Here is a 20251-nt window from a genome sequence, read left to right as displayed (position 1 = left end):
AAAAACTTCTTTGTTTTTTTAAAAAAAAGTAGTCTGAAAATCAAAAGTGATGGTAACTGAGCTTATCAGAATTTTTATTATGGAACTATTATAAGTTTCTGACAAGCCCAGTATTGGTTATTTAGTGTTCATTTATGATTTTTCAGACCACCTTGTTATTTTATGTTATTTACTCGCTACTGAGGTTGAATCCGAAACGATTTCTATGTTTTCTTCCTCTGTGGGGATTTCTTTTTTAGGAGCATCAGGGTCAACCCATAAATCTCCTTGTGCTTCTTTGGGTTCGGCAGGAGCAGTAACGCCCAATGTAATGATGTAACTTGACACCTGTGCCATTTCAAGAGGCTTAAGTGTTTGTTTCCAAGCAACCATTCCTTTTCCATCTCGTCCTCCCTCTGATACAGTTTTGAATACATTTTTGATACCACCTCCAAGAATCCAAAATTCATCAGTAAGATTAGGGCCAATACCTCCACCACCGTCTGCTTTGTGACAAGCAACACAGTTAGCTGTAAAAACTGCTTTACCAGCTTTTATATCAGCCGCATCAGTAAGCAATGTAACCGTATTTATATCAACCAAATCTTTAGCTGTTTTTTTGTATTTTTCGATCGCAATTTTAGCTTCGGCAACTTCTGTTTCATATTCTTCTACCTGTGTATAATCATTTAGAACATGAAAACGGACTAAATAGATGACTCCAAATATGATAGTTGCATAAAAGCTATATACCCACCATGGCGGAAGATTATTATCAAGTTCTTTGATTCCATCGTAATCATGATCAAGAACAATTTCACCTTCCTCCTCCACAGGTTTACTGTCAAGGAGTTTTAGGTACATGTTTTTAATCCATTTGAATTGTTGTTCTTTTTTAATTCTTTCTGCTTGGAGATATCGTTCTTGAGCATCTGGTTTCAAGGATCGAAACAAGATACTTCGCAATGCTTCTAAACTAATTTCTATAGCAACAACAAATAATAGAACCATGCCCATAATCAACCATGATAATGGCTCTACCATGAATGCAGATTCTTCTCCTGATTCGATAGTGAATTCTATTAATAAATACGCTATGAATAGAAAAGTGATAACTCTTAAATAGGATGCGGTACTTCTCATAACGTGGTTTCGTTTTCGGTTTCTAATGGGAGTTGACTAACTTCTTTTATATGTTCTTTTTTTGCGGTGAAAACCCACCAGAATAGCACAGAAAAGAATATAAAAAAGATAAGAAGTGAAATCATTGGATAAACCTCAATACCTTCAATACTTTCCATATGGCCTTTTACAAATTTTAGCATGATGTATATTCTTTATTAATGAAACTTTTTTTAAGATTTAATAAAATGTTGTGTGATTTATAGAAAACCACTTCATTTTTAAAAATCAGGTTTTATGAGTTTCAGTTGTTATTTTTAGGTTATTTTGAACTTACAGTTTTTTTGGTAACCACTTTAATATCGGTTCCTAATCGCTGTATATATGCAATAAGAGCTACAACTTCTCTATCTCTCATTTCTATAAATTCTAATCCATTTTCTTTTGCATACTTTTTATCAGCTTCATAGGTTTTTGCAAAATCAGGGTCACTATACAGGTTTTTTTCAATCCCAGTTGCTTGTTCATCCATCCATTTTTGTGCTCTGGCTATTTCCTCTGTTGTATATGGTACACCAAGAGTTACCATAGCTTCCATCTTATCTTCTGTTAGAGAACGATCCAATTTATCTTTGATCAACCATTTGTAACTTGGCATAATAGATCCCGATGAGGTTGTTTGTGGGTCATAAAAATGATTAAGATGCCAGTTATCAGAATATTTTCCTCCAATTCTCATTAAATCTGGTCCTGTACGTTTACTTCCCCATAAAAAAGGATGATCATAGACATATTCTCCTGCTTTTGAGTATTCACCATATCGTTCTACTTCACTACGGAAAGGTCTGATCATTTGGGAGTGACAAGAGACACAACTCTCTCTGATATAAATATCTCGTCCTTCTAGTTCAAGAGGAGTATATGGTTTTACACTAGTTATTGTTGGGATATTGGATTCTACCATTAATGTAGGTACTATCTGTACAATACCTCCAATCAAAATAGCAATAGTAGCAAAGATGGTAAGTTTTACAGGTCTTCTTTCTAACCATGTGTGATATCCCTCTTTTGATGTTCTGTATTTTGTTACTTTGGTAAGAGGAGCAGCTTCTGCAAGTTCATCTGTAACAGCACTACCATTTTTTATAGTTTTGATAACGTTATATACCATGATAAACATTCCAAAAATAAACATACTACCACCAATAGCACGCATCCAGTACATTGGGATAATTTCGTTTACAGTTTCTAGAAAGTTACCATAAGTAAGTGTTCCGTCAGGATTAAATTGTTTCCACATAGATGCTTGTACAAATCCAGCAACATACATTGGTAAGGCATACATGATGATACCTAATGTACCTATCCAGAAATGAACATTGGCTAGTCCTGTTGACCATAATTTAGTCTTAAATAGTCTAGGAATTAACCAGTATGCCATCCCAAAGGTTAGAAACCCGTTCCAAGCCAATGCTCCTACGTGAACATGGGCAATAATCCAGTCGCTAAAATGTGCAATAGCATTTACATTTTTTAGTGATAACATAGGTCCTTCAAAAGTTGCCATACCATATCCTGTAATGGCTACTACCATAAATTTTAGAACAGGATCAGTACGTACTTTATCCCAAGCACCTCTTAATGTCAAAAGACCGTTGATCATACCTCCCCATGACGGGGCAATAAGCATTATAGAGAAAGCTACCCCAAGATTCTGTGCCCAATCTGGCAAGGTTGAGTATAACAAGTGATGAGGTCCTGCCCAGATATATATAAAGATCAAAGACCAGAAATGTACAATAGATAATCGGTATGAATATACAGGTCTATTTGCCGCTTTGGGAATAAAATAATACATAAGCCCAAGAAAGGGAGTAGTAAGAAAAAATGCCACCGCATTATGCCCATACCACCATTGTACCAAAGCGTCTTGTACTCCTGCGTATACAGAATAACTTTTTAAAGCACTCACAGGTAATTCTAAACTATTAAAAATATGAAGAACAGCTACAGTAACAAAAGTTGCCAAATAAAACCAAATGGCAACATACATATGGCGTTGTCTTCTTTTTAAAATGGTTCCAATGAGGTTCCATCCAAAAGCAACCCATACAATAGCTATGGCAATATCAAAAGGCCATTCGAGTTCAGCATATTCTTTTGATGTAGTGTATCCCAATGGAAGCGAAATCGCAGCTCCTACAATAATCAATTGCCATGCCCAAAAGTTAAGATTACTCAGTGTGTCATTAAACATGCGGGTTTTTAATAACCGCTGTGTAGAGTAGTAAACCCCTGCAAAGATGGCGTTACCCACAAATGCAAAAATAACAGCATTGGTATGTAGTGGACGCAATCGCCCAAAACTTAGCCAAGAGATCCCATCTGTAAGATTAGGGAATAAAAACATGAATGCCAGTAATAGACCTACAGACATTCCGACAATACCCCAGAAGAGAGTCGCATACAAGAATTTTTTTACGATTTTATTATCGTAATAGAATTGTTCCATTTCCATATTAAGATTGTTTAGTTTTAACGGATTCCGAAGATTTTTCTTTGCTTTCTTTTATAAGTTCATCATCAAAAAGCATTCGAATTGAAGGCGTATATACATCGTCATATTGGCCATTTCTGACGGACATGATGAAACTTACAAAAAAAACAACGGCAACAACGATACTAATCGTTAATAGGATATAAATTACACCCATACTTTTTTTATTATGAGTCAAAAGTAGGTTTGATGATGCTCTAAAAAAATGATATTTATCAGCTTTTAATTTGTATTTCCTTAAGAATTTTGTATAAAAACATAGATATCAGCGATTAGTAGAGAATTATCCTACAATATGTAGAATGGTTCTATATAAGAAAGAATCAAAATTTCAAAAAATATTAATCTGGTGTTTTTGTTTTAAAATATTCAAAATAAAAAGCGGGCTTTGTAAAAAAACTATGCAAAAATAGATGGAGCAGTTTCAATTATTATAGGAATTGTATTAGCTTATTTGTTTATAATAATTAGATCTCTGATACTTTAGGGATTGTTTTGTTGTCTATTTCAGGTGTTTTGATACTTACTGGTTTTATGGGTTGGTGTCCTATATATCGATTTTTAGGAATAAAAACATGCCGTATATAGGGGATAGCCTAAAGAAAGAGCTAATCTCTAGCAAAATCGTATATTTTTGAGCCAGTTATAATTAGAGGTAAGTGTATAGGATGTGATGCGTTTGAACCCTGTTATAGGTTCATGTTCTATGAATTCAATTTTATAAGGTTTAATGATGTATCCACCCCAATATTCAGGTTTTGGAATGGTCTGAGCTCGAAACTTAGTTTCGTAATGATGTAGATTTTCATCTAGTACTCTTCTAGAAGAAATTACATTACTTTGGTCAGAAGCCCAACTACTTAGTTTACTACCTTCTGGACGAGAGTCAAAATATCCTTCAGAGAGGTTTTTTGCAATTTTTTCTGCTTTACCAGTGATAAAGACTTCTCGTTTTGATGTTTTCCAATTGAAAGTAATGGATACTTTATTGTTTTTTGCAATTGCTCTCCCTTTTTCGCTGGTATAATTTGTGAAAAAAATAAAGCCTTCCCAGGTAAAACGTTTTAGTAATACAATTCTACTTTTAGGGAAACCATCTTTGCCAATAGTTGATAATGTCATAGCATTGGTCTCTTCTTCTGGATATGCATTATCTACTTCATGAAACCATTGTTGAAAATGCTGGATTGGATTATGATCATCATTCGAGTTCATCATTCTTTTGGAATTAGTTTTCTCGCAGACCAATTGGTAAGTATAGTAACATAGGCAACTATAGATATAGAGCTTAATGGCATTAAGATAGCTGCTATTACTGGAGATAATTGACCAGTTACAGCAAAGTATAATCCGATAAGATTGTATAAAAAGGATACGACGAAGCTTGATTTGATAATTGTAATGGCTTTTTTTGACATCTTGAGATAAGCAGGGATAGCATCAAATTTTGAGGCATCTAAAATAGCGTCACATGCAGGAGAAAAAACATTTACATTCTCTGATATGGCAATGCCAACATCACTTTGAGCCAGTGCTCCGGCGTCATTAAGCCCATCACCAACCATGATTACTTTTTGATCTTTTTGTTGTATAGATCTAATGTAATTGAGTTTATCATCGGGTTTTTGATCAAAGAGCAAAGACGTGTTTTTTGGTAATACCTGCTTTAGATACTCTTTTTCACCTTCATTATCGCCCGATAGAATGGCAAGCCTATGAGTTTTAAATAATCGATTAAATACTTTGTTAACCCCTTTTCTATATTGATTGTGAAATACATATCGACCTTTGTATTCCTGATTGGTGCTAATATAAACAGAGGTGTTGGTAATTTCAGAGGAGGTAGTGTTTCCTACAAAATTAGCAGAACCTATTTTAATGCTTTGTTGTTGTTTCTTCCCTTCGATTCCTTTTCCTATATGCTCATGGTATTCATCTAGGGTCATAATATCATGTGCCGCCAGTGTATCATACAAAGTTCTGCTCAGAGGATGATTTGATGCACGTAATGTGTTTTTGAGTAACGATTCCTCTTCGGGTGTTAGTTCCATTCCTTCATAAGTTACATTACTGGTGATCGTGGTGGTGATAGTTCCTGTTTTATCAAAAATCATGGTATCTGCCATAGCTAATTGCTCAATAACGTCTGCATTTTTGAGATAAAATTTACTTTTTCCAAAAAAGCGTAAAATATTACCTAAAGCAAATGGTCTTGCCAATGCTAGTGCGCAAGGACATGCAATAATAAGTACGGCAGTAAATACCTGTGCTGCTTTTGAAGAATCTACCACAATCCAAAAAGAAGTAGCAAGTACCGCAATACATAGAATGGTTATGGTAAAATATTTGCTAATTGTATCAGTAAGATTGGTAAACGAAGCTGATTTATCTCTGTTAAATACATCATTACTCCATAGTTGCGTGAGGTAACTTTGTTCTACAGACTTTAATACTTCGATCTCTATAGCACCATATAGTTGTCTTCCACCAGCAAAAAGAGTATCACCAGATTGTTTTGATACGGATTCGCTTTCGCCAGTTACAAAACTATAGTCAATTTGTGCATTACCATCTATGAGAATAGCATCTACGGGGATCAGTTCACCGTTTCTGATCAATAATCGATCTCCTTTTTTGATATCGTATACTTGTATGTTTTCTTCTTTTCGTTCTTTTACAGAAGAAATTTTTGTTACTGCAATAGGGAAATAAGATTTGTAATCTCGTTCAAAGGATAAAAACGAATAGGTTTTTTGTTGAAAAAATTTCCCTAAGAGAAGAAAAAATACAAGTCCAGTCAGGCTATCAAAAAAACCTGTTCCCCAATCAAAAATGATTTCTGCGGTACTTCTCAAGAAAAGAACAAGAATTCCTAAGGCAATAGGAACATCTATGTTTAATATTTTGGAGCGTAATCCTTTGTATGCCGATATAAAATAGTCTTGAGAAGCATAAAAAACAACAGGTAATGAAAAAGTAAACATCAACCAGCGAAAAAGATGTTTGTATTGCTCAAGCCAGTACTCTGATACTTCAAAATATTCAGGAAAGGATAAGAACATCACGTTTCCAAAAGCAAATCCAGCAATACCAAGTTTGTATATTAAGCTTCGATTTACTTGTTTTTTACCAGCAGTATAATCATCAAGACTTATATAAGGTTCGTAGCCAATAGAGTTTAATAAAATGACTAATTCCTTGAGAGAAATCAGATCACTTTTATAGGTGACACGAACAGTTTTTTTAGGAAAATTCACATGAGAAACCGTAATGGCAGATTTTAATTTATGTAGGTTTTCTAATATCCATATACATGAACTACAATGCATGTGAGGAATGTATAATGTGATTATTTGAGTATTTCCGTCATTAAATTCGATTAATTTTTCTGCAATAACAGTGGTATCTAGGTAATCGTACTTGCCTTGAATTTCTTCTGGAATTGCACCAGGAGAAGATTGTAGATCATAATAACATGATAGGTCATTTGTTGAAAAAATCTCATAAACAGTTTTGCATCCATTACAGCAGAATGCTTTTTGATCGAATTTGATTACGGTGGTATCACAGTCATTTCCACAGTGAAAACAAATATGTTCGGACATAGAATTTATTTGCTGCAAAATTGATGAAGTAAAGTCAGCTATACTATGATAAATATCACGTTATTCTTTATTCCTCAGCTGATAAAAATCATAGTTTCTACCCTTATGATTCTCTAGTTTTGAGTTCAACAATATAAAAAAAACAGAATAATGAGAAAAATATTGGTTCCTGTAGATTTTTCAAAAAATGCAATGAATGCTTTACAATATGCTGTTGAGCTTTTTAAATATGAGCGTTCTGATTTTTATATTATACATGCCTATGCAGATGAGGTATATGATCATACTAATTTGGTCTCTCGTGATGACTTTAATGAATTAAAGGAGATTGTACATAAAAACTCAGAAGAAGCATTAGAAAGCGTGCTTTCTACCATAAAAGAAATTTCGCCAAATCCTCGACATGAGTATAGAACCTTATCTTTATTTGGAAGCCTCATTGATGAGGCTAATGATCTCGTAGATAGAGAGAGTATCGATATACTTATTATGGGTACCAGAGGCAAGACAGATGATAGAAAACTTACTTTTGGTAGTAATACTTTACAGGTATTAAAATATGTGAAATGTCCATTATTGGCAATCCCGAGTGATTGTAGTTATAGTCCGCCAAAGAATGTACTGTTTCCTACAAATTACTTGCTCCCATTCAAAAGAAGAGAACTGAAACTATTGAGTACATTGACCAAGAGTTTTAGGTCTGGGATTAATTTTCTTCATGTTTCAAATTACGATACGCTTTCTATTAGGCAAGAAGATAATAAAGATTTCCTAGAAGCCTCATTGCCCAATGCTGAACTGTTATTTCATCAAGAAGGAGCAGAAGACCTAACAACTGCGATAAACCGTTTTGTAAAAAATCATACAATAGATTTTTTAGTGATGGTAAATTCTAGACATTCTTACTTAGAATGCATGTTGCAACAATCTACCATCGACAAGATAGGGTTGCATATCAAGATTCCTTTTTTAGCAATGCAAAATTTACAACGATATTAAAATAGTAAAATTATGAAACGAATTTTATTACCTACAGATTTTTCTGATAATGCATACAATGCAATCAGATATGCATTAAATTTATTTAGAGAAGAAGAAGCTACTTTTTATCTACTCAATACATTTACCCCAGTGTCATATCATACAGGGTATCTTATAGAGAATCCAGCGCCTTATGGTATGGAGGATATTGCAATGATTAATTCAAAACGAGAAGTAGAACGAATAGAAGAAAGAATCAAAAAGGAATTTGATAATCCTAAACATCATTTTGTTAGATTGTCTACTTTTAATACCCTTATTGGCGAAATCAAAGAAACTATTTTGGAACATGATATTGACCTCATTGTTATGGGAACCAAAGGGGCAACAGGAGCCAAAGAGGTTTTTATTGGTACGCATACAATGTATACTATAAAAAAAGTAAATTGTCCTGTCATTGCTGTGCCTTCTGGTTTTGAATTTGAGAAACCTACAGATGTTTTGTTTCCTACAGATTATAACTTGAGTATAGAGAATAAATATTTACCATTGGTAAAAGAAATTTCTGATAAGCATAAATGTAGACTTAACATCTTGAATGCTTATTCTGGAGTATCATTAGACAATGATCGCCAGAAAACCAAAGAAAGTCTTGATGAGTATTTTAAAGATAATGTACGCCTTTTTCATATTGCTGAAGGTATGGATGTGTTGGAGGCAGTAGAAGATTTTCAGAAAAAATATAAAATCAATTTATTGATTATGATTCATAACAAACATTCTTTTTTTGAGAATTTACTGTTCAAACCTGTAATTAATCAAATAGCTTATCATACTAATATCCCGTTTTTAGTTATCCCATCAGAGGAGAGAATGAAGTGATAAACACGAAATAAATGAAGGCTACTTATTAGAGTACTGGTACATGGTTATAAAACGATAAAAACAAAGAAATGAAACGAATCTTGATTCCTACAGATTTTTCTGATAACGCATGGAATACCATATTATATGCGATAGAATTATACAGAAAAAATACTTGTGAGTTTTATTTATTAAACACATATGATCTAGAACCAGTACAACTTGTGGGGATTGTAAGTTCTCAATTAATAGGACGTCTTTATGATACAGTAAAACAGGAATCTCAACAGAGATTAGAGATGGTTATAGAAGATATAAAGAATTCTAATCCAGGTAGAGAACATACCTTTAAAACGATAAGTAGTCGAGGGTCGTTGACTCAAAATATAGACGAACTTTATGATCAAACGCCATATGATATGATCATTATTGGAACCAAAGGGGCCACTGGCGCAAAGTCAATTTTTTTAGGAAGCAATACGCAAAATGTAATTAAAACAATATCACATTGCCCGATTCTGATTATTCCAGAAGATTCGTATTTCAAAAAGATTTCTGAAATAGCTTTTGCTACAGATTTTGAGAGAATGTATTATAGATCAGAGATGAATCCTATATTGGATTTTGCAAAAAAGCATCAATCGACTATTAGAATGATTCATATTTATGATAAAAACAGGTTAGACCCTTTACAGAATTACAACTCTAATTCTTTGGAAGAGTATTTTAAACATGTAAAATATGATTTTCATGTTATATCAGATTTTTCTAGTGTAAAGAATGCAGTTCAGGCATTTGTAGAAGAATTAGAAATTGATCTTTTGGTAATGATTAAATATGAACAGAGTTTTATAGAAAAAATAATAAAAGAACCTGTGATTAAAAAAATGACATTTGATTCTATGATTCCATTTTTGGTAATTCCTGCTGATACAGAACTATAAAATTATGAAGACATGAGATTTGTCATAGTAATCTTAGTTTTTAGAAGATAGATTTGTGGTATAAACTATAATTGATAATAGTATAAAAATGACTTTTGAGAGAGAGGTTGGATTCAACCAAAAATGATATTGATTTATTCTATTTGATTTTTAAAAAACAATATAAAAACAGATGAAAAGAATACTTGTACCTACCGATTTTTCTAATAATGCGTATAGCGCTCTTTTTTATGCTACACGATTGTTTAAAGATGAAGAATGTATCTTCTATATTTTAAACACTTTTGATGTGCAGACTCCTGTATTTACCAGTAGATTAGATACTGGAAAAGGGGATAAGTTGTATAAAAAATTAAGTAATGAGTCTCAAGAAAAACTTGATGAAGTAGTGCATGCGATCACTAGAGAAACACGAGAGTTTAATCATACTTTTGAGTCACTTTCGGTATCCAAAAAAATACTGGAAACAATTAACAAGACTATACAAAATAAGGATATAGATCTTGTAGTTATGGGTACCAAAGGAGCAAGTGGAGCAAAAGAAGTGCTTGTGGGGAGTAATACGGTAAAAGTTATTAAAAAAATTAAAGACTGCACAGTATTGGCTATACCTAGTGAGTTAGAGTATCAAAATCCGTCAGAAATTGCTTTTGCAACTGATTTTAAAACTGCTTTTACTAAAGAAGAATTAAGACCAATTACAGATATTGCTACTATGTGCTCTTCTAATATTAGAATTCTACATATCAGTGAAAAAGAGAAGCTGGATGATACACAAGAACACAACCTTCAAGGTCTTAAAGATAATTTAGGAGACCTTAATTATTGCATTCATTGGATACCTCGTATGGAGCAAAAAACAGCACACATTACAGAGTTTATTGAAACAGCCAATATTGATATATTGTGTATGGCACATCGCAAGCACGGTTTTATAGAAAGTGTTACCCGCGAACCAGTTATCAAAAAATTAGGATTTCACCTTTCTATACCTTTTCTGGTAATCCCAGAGTAAGTTGATAATTATCATAGTTCGTACAGTGCTATATGCTTATATTTATTAAACTAATCAAATAAAACAGAAGTAATGAAAAAGAAGATTTTATTACCTACAGATTTTTCAAAAAACGCATGGAATGCGATTACATATGCTCTAGAACTATATAAAAATGAATCATGTGATTTTTATATACTTAATACTTTTAATGTAACAGGGTATGCTCTAGAAAGTATGGCAGTTCCTGAACCAGGAGAGAAGTTTTATGAAGAAGCCAAAGAGAAATCAGAGCAAGGGCTGGGTAAAATTTTAGAAAGATTAAGTTTTAGAGATGATTATGCCAATCATAAATTTTATATGGTCTCTCAGTTTAATGATATACTAGATGCGATCAAAGATATTGTTGAAAAACAAGATATAGAAATGATCATTATGGGAACCAAAGGTACCACTAATGCTAGAGAGGTAATTTATGGTAGTAATACAGTTTTGGTAATGGAGAAATCTAGAGGTTGCCCTGTTATGGCAATTCCTAGTGAATCTAGCTATGATACACTTCAAGAAATTGTTTTTCCTACAGATTTCAAAATGAATTTCAAACGTAGAGAATTGCAAAGTTTGATAGAAGTAGTAAAAAGAAGTAATGCTACAGTTTGTGTGGTGTATATTTCTAATGGGGATTCATTGACAGAGGAGCAGGAGAATAATAAGAAACTGCTAGAAGAATCTTTTGAGGGATTAAAAATTAGTTTCCATACGTTACATAATATAGATGTAAAATCAGGTGTGCGTTGTTTTGTAGAAAGTAGAGATAGCGATATGATTACTTTTTTTAATAGAAAACATAGTTTTTTTGGTAGTATATTCTCTAGACCAATGGTCAAAGACTTAGGCCATAACTCTACTGTGCCTGTTTTGGCATTACATGATTTAAGAAACTAGCTCAATAAGCTTTTAGTTTTAATAACTGGGTAAGTGTGATGCTGTATTATTTGATGTATGAAGTAAACTCATGTTTGTGCAAGAGTGATAAATTGTTATAAAAAGAGAGTCATCAATTTTAATTGTAAAAAGTCATAAGAAGATGAAAAATATAGGAATTTGGATAGATAAAGAACAAGCAGATATCATAACAGTAAATCAGGAGAACGATGATATGATTACAGTAGTATCAGAGGTTGAAAATTTTCGAGCACATGGGGGGTCTGGAACACGACTTAAAGGAGGTCCACAAGATGTTGTGCAGGATAGTAAGTTTCTTGAGCGAGAGAAACATCAATTCAAAGTATATTTCAAAAAAATAATTCCTTTTATAAAAGATGCTGACAATATCGTTATATACGGGCCAGCTGAAGCAGGAGAAAAGCTATACAAAGAGCTTAATGATAACTATAAAGAAATCAGTATAAAGGTAAGGGATGTACTTAAGGCAGATAGTATGACAGAGAATCAAACCAAAGCTTTGATACGATCATATTTCAAAGAGTCCAAAAAAGGTGTTGTTTAAAGCTTTTAGTATTTCTGGATATAAAGAGATGTAATGAAAAATGCAATAGACCTGATATTTATCATTTTTTAAATACCTGAATATCAGTAACTTTATGTAGAATCTTAAAACCATTAAAATGACAACAACAACTATTGTTTCAGAAAAAGGATTAAAAGATATACATCTAGATATTTTGGAGTGGAAATCTAATCTTCAGTTTATTAAAGATGAAGCACACTTTATCAATCAATTATTAAATTCTTACGTATTTGAACCCACAACTCCCAATCTTTTTGAAAGGTTACAGAGTTTTAAAGAACAAATGATATTCATAGCGAATGAGTTAGAGAATATACATACCAATATAAGAAAACATGAGAGTGAGTTGGGGGGTATGCTAGAGTGTGATACTATTTCTTGTGATACTCTTTATTATAAAGAGCATGAATCATTAAAAAAATCCTTTGATAATTTTTATAAGATTTCCAAGAAATTAAAATCAGAGATATTTCAATATGCAGGAAGTATTCTAAGAAAAAACAAAAAGTAAAATTAGAGAATAACCTAAGGTTTGCCAAAATAGTTATTGATGAATTTTAGGTAATTTTTTTAAAGTTTTACAATACTCTATATCCAATTTTAAGAACCCTAAAATAATAGAAGATATAAGCAGATGATAAGAATGATAAGAATAGTTTTGATCTCTGTTATTGTAATTTTTATAGGTTTTATGGTTTGGCATGAGTATACATATGCTATGGATACTGTAATCCCTTTTGAGGTTAATGATCGTAGATCAAAAACCAAAGTATTAATCGCCTCACAAGGCAGTAGTTTTAAAGACTCATTGGTCCAAGGTATTTTAAAACATAATTATAAAGATGGTATTTATTTTAAGGTAATAGATGTTTATACCTTGTTTACGGTATATATAGATAAGTGGGACGCATTAATAATCATAAATTCTTGGGAGTATGGTAGTCCACCCCGCAATGTGAGAAATTTTATAAATAAACATCCAGACAAATTAGATAAACTCATCATCCTCTCTATAGTAGGAAGCAGTCATATTTCATTAAAGGATGTAGATGTAATATCTGGAGAATCTATCATACAAAAAACACCAAAATATACAAATATTGTAGTAGAACGATTAAAACAAATAATAAAGTAACTATGAATAAGTGGTATATATATCTTTCAATAATTATAGGAGTATGTTCTGGCTGTACATCTAGTGAACTAGTAGAAAACTGGAAGAATCCAGATATCGAAACATTTGAAGCAGAGAAAGTACTGGTTATTGGTATTACTCCAGATGAAAGCGCAAGAAAAATATTTGAAAGAAAGCTTGTATCAGCTTTAAAAAAAGATGGAGTAACAGCAGTACAAAGCTTAGATTTTTTTGAAAATTCATTTACAACTTCTCCAAAAACAGAAAAAGAAGTAATGTCTTTAGAACTTGAGCTTATAGAGAAAGGTTTTGATGCCATATTATTATCCAAAGTATTGGGGGTAGAAGATAAGGTTTCTGTAATAAAAGCATATAGAAACATAGATAAAGCCTTCAGTAATTTTAAAGAAGATTATTATGAGAATCAGGAAATCTATTATAGCAAGGGATATTATGAAGAGTATCAGGTTTTTCATGCAGAATCCTCATTGTATTGTATCTGTCCAGAAAAAGAAAAAGAACTGATCTGGAAAGGATCTATTGATATTACAGAACCTGAGAATATCAAAAAAGCAGTAAGTGATTATATCAAGGTATTGATTTGGGCACTCAAAGGACAACAATTATTAATCTTAGAAGAATTATCTCATGAAAATACTGATATATAGTGCCAAGGATTTTGAAATTCCTTTTTTAGAAAAAGCAAATAATGGGGTACATTACCTCAAATATATACCAGAAAGACTCACTGCAAAAACAGCATGTTTGGCATTAGGTTTTGATGCTATATTTATTTTTTCGGCAGATGATGCTTCTTCTATGGTATTAGAACGATTAAAAGATTTTGGAATTAAGTACATAGCATTGCGTTCTACAGGATATGATAATATAAACCTCACGACAGCCAAGAAACTAGGAATCAAAGTGAGTAATGTAGCAGGGTATTCCCCACAGACCATTGCAGAGCATGCTATAGGGCTATTATTGGCACTGAATCGCAAACTAGTGCAATCTAATGAGCAAGTAAACAACTACAACTTTTCATTAAGTAATCTGGTAGGGTCTGATCTTAATGAAAAGACTGTAGGAATAGTAGGGACTGGTAGAATAGGAAAAGTAATAGCCAAGATAATGCATGGGTTTAATTGCAAAATTATAGCCAAAGATATTCGTGAAGATAAGGAAGCAAAAGAAAAGTATAATATAAAGTATACAAATCTCAAGGAGTTGTGTAAAGAATCTGATGTTATTTTTATAAGTACTCCTCTTACAACAGAAACACATTACTTGATAGATGCAGATTGTATAAAGTATATGAAAAAAAATGCATTATTGATTAATATAGCTAGAGGAGCAATAGTGCATACCGAGGATATATTACAAGCGTTGGAGTTAAAAAAAATAAGAGGATATGGTACCGATGTATATGAGCATGAGAGCGGAATCTTTTTCTATAACCATTCCAAAAATAAGCCAGAAGATACAATTCTTCAACAACTTATAGAATCACCTAATGTTTTACTGACTCCTCATCAGGCATTTGCAACCAAAGACGCGCTTACTGAGATTGCAGAAACAACATTCAATACCATCAATAGTTGGGAAGGAAATAAATTTGCAAAAAATGAACTAACCCTAGAACTAGTGAGGTAGTTTATCTTTTACAATACCATATAAGAAAGTTCCAAAGATCGCTGACACAAGAACAATAGCAATAGGTATATAACCAGCTCCTAGAAGTGCAAATATAGGCCCAGGGCAAGCACCAGCAAGTGCCCATCCTAATCCAAATAAAATACCTCCAAAAAGATATCTTTTTACAGCTTTTTCTTTGGGTTGAATGATAATAGGATCACCATAAAAAGAAGTGATCTTATACTTTTTTATAAGCAAAGTGATACCAATACCTAACCCTACAGCAGTACCAATAATGCCATACATATGAAAAGATTTGAATTGAAACATCTCATAAATCCTGAACCATGAGGCAGCTTCGGATTTGAATAATATGATTCCGAAAAAAACACCAATACCTAAATATATAATTGAACGCATATGCTTAAAAAATTAAAGGGAAAATCAAATGTATCATTAGTAATCCACCAATAAAAAAACCAATAACTGCAATAAGCGAAGGTATTTGTAGATTACTCAACCCTGAGATTGCATGACCCGATGTACAGCCGCCTGCGTACCGGGCTCCAAAACCAACCAATATTCCTCCTAGTACTAGTAAGAATAAACTTTTTGGATCAGTTAAGACAGTATCAGAAAAGAACCTTTCTGGCATATATGCTTCTCCAGCACTCTCAAAACCTTTAGATTGAAGATCAGAAATTACTTCGGGATGAATGGATACTCTGCTATTTGAGGATAGAAAATTAGAACCAATATATCCACCAATAATCACTCCTAGTACCACAATGAGATTCCATCGTTGTGCTTTCCAGTCAAATCTAAAAAAATCAGCTGTTTTTCCTGCTCCACAAAGAGTACAGATAGTTCTTAAATTGGATGACATTCCAAATTTCTTTCCAATCATTAGTAATAAAAAAAGCACTAATGCTATTAATGGCCCTGATATATACCAAGGCCAAGGGTTGTATATCCAATTCATTTTTTATTTTTTTGTTACAAAGAAATCAAAAACTAACAGTACTGTGTGTAACTTGTGTTACACAAGATAAGGTTTTGTATAACAACTAGCTTTTGTATACATATAGCCTACTTTAAAGTAGAGGGACATACATAATCAGTAGTAGCAATACCTGATTTTTTTATATCCTTAAACCCTCCAGCAATATCAACTAGATTATGAATACCACGACTTTTTAATATGGATGCTGCTATTACAGAACGATATCCTCCTGCGCAGTGTACATAAAAGGTTTTATTTTTAGGAAACTCTGAGAGGTGATCATTAATAAAATCCAAAGGAGTATGATGCACCTTATCTACATGCTCGGCAATAAACTCACTTTCTTTACGAACATCAAAAATAGGAACAGCTTCTTTATCCAAAATATTTTTGAATTTTGAAGCATCGATCGATACAATTGTATCATACTCTTTATCATTTTTTTCCCATGCCTCAAACCCGCCATCAAGATATCCTAATGTGTTATCAAAACCTACTCTGGATAGACGTGTAATAGTTTCTTCTACCCTACCTTCTGGTGTTACCAATAAAATAGGTTGTTGTACATCTGCAATCAGAGCACCTACCCAAGGGGCGAACCCTCCATCAATACCAATAAAAATAGACCGTGGGATATGACCTTGTACGTATTCATTTTGGTGTCTTACATCTAGTACTATTGCTCCTTTTTCATTAGCCAGTGCTTCAAAATCATTAGGAGATAGAGGTCTAGTACCTTTCTCGATAACTTTATCAATATCAGTATATCCTTCTTTATTCATTTTTACATTAAGAGGGAAATAAAGAGGAGGAGGTAGTAAGCCGTCAGTTACTTCTTTTACAAATTCTTCTTTGGTCATATCGGATCTAAGTGCGTAATTCATTTTCTTTTGGTTTCCCAAAGTATCGACCGTTTCTTTCATCATATTTTTACCACAAGCAGAACCAGCACCATGTGCAGGATATACAATCACATCATCAGCCAGTGGCATAATTTTGGTGCGTAGGCTATGATACAACGTTTCTGCCAATTCTTCTTGAGTCATGTCTGCAGCTTTTTGTGCAAGATCAGGACGCCCTACATCTCCCAAAAACAAGGTGTCTCCACTAAAAATAGCATGGTCTTTCCCTGTTTTATCCCTGAGGAGATAGGTAGTGCTCTCCATAGTATGTCCTGGAGTATGCAATGCAATAATAGTGATATTACCAAGTTTAAACTCCTGACCATCTTGAGCAATTATCGCATCAAAAGACGGGTTTGCATTAGGACCATATATAATAGCTGCCCCTGTCTCTTTGGCCAATGTTACATGACCACTTACAAAATCAGCATGAAAATGAGTCTCAAAGATATATTTGATGGTTGCTGTGTCATTTTCAGCTTTTTCCACATATGGCTGTATTTCTCTTAGAGGATCTATTATAGCTACTTCTCCATCACTCTCTATATAATAAGCTCCTTGGGCAAGGCATCCGGTATATATTTGTTCTATCTTCATTACTTCTAATTTTAAATTTTTCTTACTTTTATAAAGAAAAATTGTTTGATTGTTGTTTATTCTTCAAAAATAAGGCAATTATTATTGCAATGCAGTAACAATTGTTACAAAGCTGATTCATTAGCTCAACTCTTTGATAAGGATGTATATACCCATTGCAAAAACCAACCAGCCAAATCCTTTTTCGAGTTTTTTACCTGATACATACTTAGAAATAAGTATTCCTACAAAAATACCTATAACAGAAATAGATGTGAACGTCAATAAGAAATTCCATTCTATTTTTAGATTTTCTACATCTCCTATAAAACCGATTAAAGATTTTATAGCTATAATAAATAGAGAGGTAGCTACTGCTTTTTTCATAGGTAGTTTTGCTAATATAACTAATGCTGGAATTATTAAGAAACCACCACCAGCACCAACAATACCAGTTACAACTCCTACAACAATACCTTCTATACCGATCATAGGATACTTGTAAGATGTTTTGGAAATAGTTGTAGTAGTCTCCTTTTTTTTGTTTTTGATCATAGAAATTGAAGCTAGAAGCATGATAATTGCAAAGAAAATCATGATTCCTGTCTCTTTGGTAATAATAAACCCTTCTATAGAAAAAATATGATCAGGAATAGAAGGTACTATGTATTTTCTGGTAAGATATACGGCGATGAGTGCTGGGATTGCAAATACAATTGCAGTACGTATATTTATCATCCCTTTTCTCAGATTTTGTATAGAGCCTACAGTTGCAGAAATACCTACGACAAAAAGAGAATATGCTGTGGCTGTAATAGGATTAATATGTAAAAGATATACAAAAATAGGTACTGTAAGAATAGAACCGCCACCACCGATCAATCCCAAAACGATACCAATGATAAAGGCTCCGATATATCCCAAAAATTCTGTAAAGACCATTCTATATTTTTGAACAAAAATAGCTTTGAATAGCAGGCTTTACAGTAACATTTGTTACAGATGGAGTTATAACAATTCTATATTATTTCTATTGAGTTTTACGATGGTATTATTCTCTAATTTTTTGAGTAATCTTGAGATCACCACCCGTGAGGTATGAAGATCATATGCAATTTGTTGATGAGTAGTATTGATGATTTTTGAATTATTTATTTTTGTTTTATCTCTGAGGTATTTTAATAAACGATCATCCATTTTAAGAAAAGCAATGCTATCGATTGTTTCTATGGCTTCTATTAATCGTTTATGATAACTATCAAAAACAAAACTTCTCCATGATTTATATTTTGTAGTCCATTCTTCCATTTTTTCTACAGGAATCATTATCAGTTCTGTATCTGTTTCGGTAATGGCTTTAATCTCACTTTTATGATGCCCTAAACAACAAGATAAAGTCATAGCACAAGTATCTCCTTTTTCTAAAAAATATAATAATAACTCATCTCCATCATTATCACCTCTAAGTATTTTTATAGCTCCACGAATAATCAAAGGCATAAATTTTATATAGTTTCCTGGTTTTATAAGTTCAAAACCCTCGGAAACTTCTTTGTAGATGCCTATTAGGTCAATCTCTTTGAGTAGGTCTTCCTCAAAAAGAGTAGTATAATTGTCACTTATTTTCTGTATCATTTTTTGAGTATAGTTTGAAATGAGGTTAGTTGTAATTTTGCTTCCTGATAACCAAAGTCATATACTTTATCTAAGCTGCTAGTATCAAAAACACCATGATTGATCAATTGTTTGGGTTGAATTATAATATCACAGTATTTAAATTTGGTTTCAGAATTAGGTTTTGCTCTAAGATAATACGCACGTTGCATAACATTATAAGAATGTTTGAAATCAGTAATCTTTGGTTTTTTTATAGGCGAGACATCTATCCCTATGATAAGATCACAATGATTTTGAAGTGGCTCTATAGGGAAGTTATCCAGAATACCACCATCAGCATACAATTGATTATTGATCATAACAGGAGAAAAAATACCAGGGAATGCAGCAGATGCTAGTAATGGTTTGATTAACTCTCCAGAATGGAATACTGTAGAAACACCTTCTACAAGATTTGTGGCAGTTATAAATAATTTTTTATCGAGAGATTCAAAAGAGTTTTTAGGAAAATAAGTTAGTAGATCTGTATGGAACTTCTCTGAATCTAAAAAACCTGCCTTTTTTCTAGTAAATCGATTTAATTTTAACAAAGAAGTTTTTGTAAAAAAATCCTGTATCTCTACAGGGGTATGCCCTTGGGAATATAATGATCCTACAATTGCTCCAGCACTGGTGCCTGAAACAAAACTAGGAATTATGCCTGCTTCTTCTAGAGCCTGTATAACACCTACATGAGCAACACCTCTAAACCCGCCTCCAGAAAGTACTAATCCTATGTTTTTATACGTCTTCATTTTTCAACAATA

The 20251-nt window shown here is 32.8% G+C and carries 23 protein-coding genes; 11 read left to right on the top strand and 12 right to left on the bottom strand.

Annotation, left to right across the window (positions count from 1 at the left end; genetic code table 11):
- Positions 1-165 precede the first annotated feature (165 nt).
- The 4 genes from CVD18_RS04020 to ccoS form a co-directional block, all read right to left on the bottom strand.
- Positions 166-1122, bottom strand: a complete 957-nt coding sequence (locus CVD18_RS04020) for a cbb3-type cytochrome c oxidase N-terminal domain-containing protein (RefSeq protein ID WP_103864161.1) — start codon at positions 1120-1122, stop codon at positions 166-168.
- Positions 1119-1304 carry a CcoQ/FixQ family Cbb3-type cytochrome c oxidase assembly chaperone gene (locus CVD18_RS04015; RefSeq protein ID WP_103864160.1) on the bottom strand — a complete coding sequence of 62 codons (186 nt, stop codon included), beginning with the start codon at positions 1302-1304 and terminating at the stop codon, positions 1119-1121. The genes CVD18_RS04020 and CVD18_RS04015 overlap by 4 nt, the downstream gene beginning before the upstream one ends.
- A gap of 119 nt (positions 1305-1423) precedes the next feature.
- Complete coding sequence (gene ccoN / locus CVD18_RS04010; protein ID WP_103864159.1) at positions 1424-3619, bottom strand: cytochrome-c oxidase, cbb3-type subunit I; 2196 nt, start codon at positions 3617-3619, stop codon at positions 1424-1426.
- A 1-nt stretch (position 3620) separates the two neighbouring features.
- On the bottom strand, positions 3621-3815 hold the full coding sequence (ccoS, locus tag CVD18_RS04005) for a cbb3-type cytochrome oxidase assembly protein CcoS (protein ID WP_103864158.1): 195 nt from the start codon (positions 3813-3815) through the stop codon (positions 3621-3623).
- 338 nt (positions 3816-4153) lie between these two features.
- Between ccoS and CVD18_RS23470 the strand changes: the two genes are divergently transcribed.
- Entirely contained in the window at positions 4154-4246 is a 93-nt protein-coding gene (locus CVD18_RS23470) for a DUF2892 domain-containing protein (protein ID WP_158250388.1), read from the top strand.
- A gap of 27 nt (positions 4247-4273) precedes the next feature.
- Here the strand turns inward: CVD18_RS23470 and pdxH are convergent, their stop codons facing one another.
- Positions 4274-4876 (bottom strand): pyridoxamine 5'-phosphate oxidase, encoded by a 603-nt coding sequence (gene pdxH, locus CVD18_RS03995; RefSeq protein ID WP_103864156.1) that lies wholly within the window; start codon positions 4874-4876, stop codon positions 4274-4276.
- Positions 4873-7263 carry a heavy metal translocating P-type ATPase metal-binding domain-containing protein gene (locus CVD18_RS03990; protein WP_103864155.1) on the bottom strand — a complete coding sequence of 797 codons (2391 nt, stop codon included), beginning with the start codon at positions 7261-7263 and terminating at the stop codon, positions 4873-4875. Before CVD18_RS03990 ends, pdxH begins: the two co-directional genes overlap by 4 nt.
- A gap of 150 nt (positions 7264-7413) precedes the next feature.
- On the opposite strand from CVD18_RS03990, the gene CVD18_RS03985 reads away from it, so the two are divergent.
- The 10 genes from CVD18_RS03985 to CVD18_RS03940 all read left to right on the top strand — a co-directional run bounded on the left by CVD18_RS03985 (position 7414) and on the right by CVD18_RS03940 (position 15365).
- A complete protein-coding gene (locus tag CVD18_RS03985) occupies positions 7414-8262 on the top strand; it encodes a universal stress protein (RefSeq protein ID WP_103864154.1) in 849 nt (282 codons plus the stop codon).
- A 12-nt stretch (positions 8263-8274) separates the two neighbouring features.
- Positions 8275-9126, top strand: coding sequence for a universal stress protein (locus CVD18_RS03980; protein ID WP_103864153.1), 852 nt, complete (start codon positions 8275-8277; stop codon positions 9124-9126).
- Positions 9127-9197: 71 nt separating this feature from the next.
- Complete coding sequence (locus CVD18_RS03975) at positions 9198-10052, top strand: universal stress protein (protein ID WP_103864152.1); 855 nt, start codon at positions 9198-9200, stop codon at positions 10050-10052.
- Positions 10053-10224: 172 nt separating this feature from the next.
- Positions 10225-11067 (top strand): universal stress protein, encoded by an 843-nt coding sequence (locus tag CVD18_RS03970; protein ID WP_103864151.1) that lies wholly within the window; start codon positions 10225-10227, stop codon positions 11065-11067.
- A 72-nt stretch (positions 11068-11139) separates the two neighbouring features.
- Positions 11140-11991 carry a universal stress protein gene (locus CVD18_RS03965; RefSeq protein ID WP_103864150.1) on the top strand — a complete coding sequence of 284 codons (852 nt, stop codon included), beginning with the start codon at positions 11140-11142 and terminating at the stop codon, positions 11989-11991.
- Between the two features lie 142 nt (positions 11992-12133).
- On the top strand, positions 12134-12556 hold the full coding sequence (locus CVD18_RS03960) for a hypothetical protein (RefSeq protein WP_103864149.1): 423 nt from the start codon (positions 12134-12136) through the stop codon (positions 12554-12556).
- 118 nt (positions 12557-12674) lie between these two features.
- On the top strand, positions 12675-13088 hold the full coding sequence (locus CVD18_RS03955; protein WP_103864148.1) for a hypothetical protein: 414 nt from the start codon (positions 12675-12677) through the stop codon (positions 13086-13088).
- 132 nt (positions 13089-13220) lie between these two features.
- A complete protein-coding gene (locus CVD18_RS03950; protein WP_146052699.1) occupies positions 13221-13712 on the top strand; it encodes a hypothetical protein in 492 nt (163 codons plus the stop codon).
- A 2-nt stretch (positions 13713-13714) separates the two neighbouring features.
- Positions 13715-14380, top strand: a complete 666-nt coding sequence (locus tag CVD18_RS03945; RefSeq protein WP_103864146.1) for a hypothetical protein — start codon at positions 13715-13717, stop codon at positions 14378-14380.
- Positions 14361-15365, top strand: a complete 1005-nt coding sequence (locus tag CVD18_RS03940; protein ID WP_103864145.1) for a 2-hydroxyacid dehydrogenase — start codon at positions 14361-14363, stop codon at positions 15363-15365. Before CVD18_RS03945 ends, CVD18_RS03940 begins: the two co-directional genes overlap by 20 nt.
- Here CVD18_RS03940 and CVD18_RS03935 read toward each other — a convergent pair.
- From CVD18_RS03935 to CVD18_RS03910, 6 genes are all read right to left on the bottom strand, one after another.
- The gene (locus CVD18_RS03935) at positions 15354-15767 is read right to left on the bottom strand and encodes a DUF6691 family protein (protein WP_103864144.1); all 414 of its coding nucleotides are present in this window, start codon (positions 15765-15767) and stop codon (positions 15354-15356) included. The two genes, CVD18_RS03940 and CVD18_RS03935, sit on opposite strands and share 12 nt — an antisense overlap.
- A gap of 4 nt (positions 15768-15771) precedes the next feature.
- Complete coding sequence (locus CVD18_RS03930) at positions 15772-16329, bottom strand: YeeE/YedE thiosulfate transporter family protein (protein WP_103864143.1); 558 nt, start codon at positions 16327-16329, stop codon at positions 15772-15774.
- A 107-nt stretch (positions 16330-16436) separates the two neighbouring features.
- Entirely contained in the window at positions 16437-17849 is a 1413-nt protein-coding gene (locus tag CVD18_RS03925) for a rhodanese-like domain-containing protein (RefSeq protein WP_103864142.1), read from the bottom strand.
- A 120-nt stretch (positions 17850-17969) separates the two neighbouring features.
- A complete protein-coding gene (locus CVD18_RS03920; RefSeq protein WP_103864141.1) occupies positions 17970-18770 on the bottom strand; it encodes a sulfite exporter TauE/SafE family protein in 801 nt (266 codons plus the stop codon).
- 66 nt (positions 18771-18836) lie between these two features.
- Positions 18837-19463 (bottom strand): Crp/Fnr family transcriptional regulator, encoded by a 627-nt coding sequence (locus CVD18_RS03915; RefSeq protein WP_103864140.1) that lies wholly within the window; start codon positions 19461-19463, stop codon positions 18837-18839.
- Positions 19460-20239, bottom strand: coding sequence for a patatin-like phospholipase family protein (locus tag CVD18_RS03910; RefSeq protein WP_103864139.1), 780 nt, complete (start codon positions 20237-20239; stop codon positions 19460-19462). The genes CVD18_RS03915 and CVD18_RS03910 overlap by 4 nt, the downstream gene beginning before the upstream one ends.
- Positions 20240-20251: the final 12 nt, after the last annotated feature.

The organism is Aquimarina sp. I32.4 (genome assembly GCF_002924285.1).
In the GTDB taxonomy this organism is placed as follows: Bacteria; Bacteroidota; Bacteroidia; order Flavobacteriales; family Flavobacteriaceae; genus Aquimarina.
This window is presented reverse-complemented; position numbering and strand designations above follow the sequence as displayed.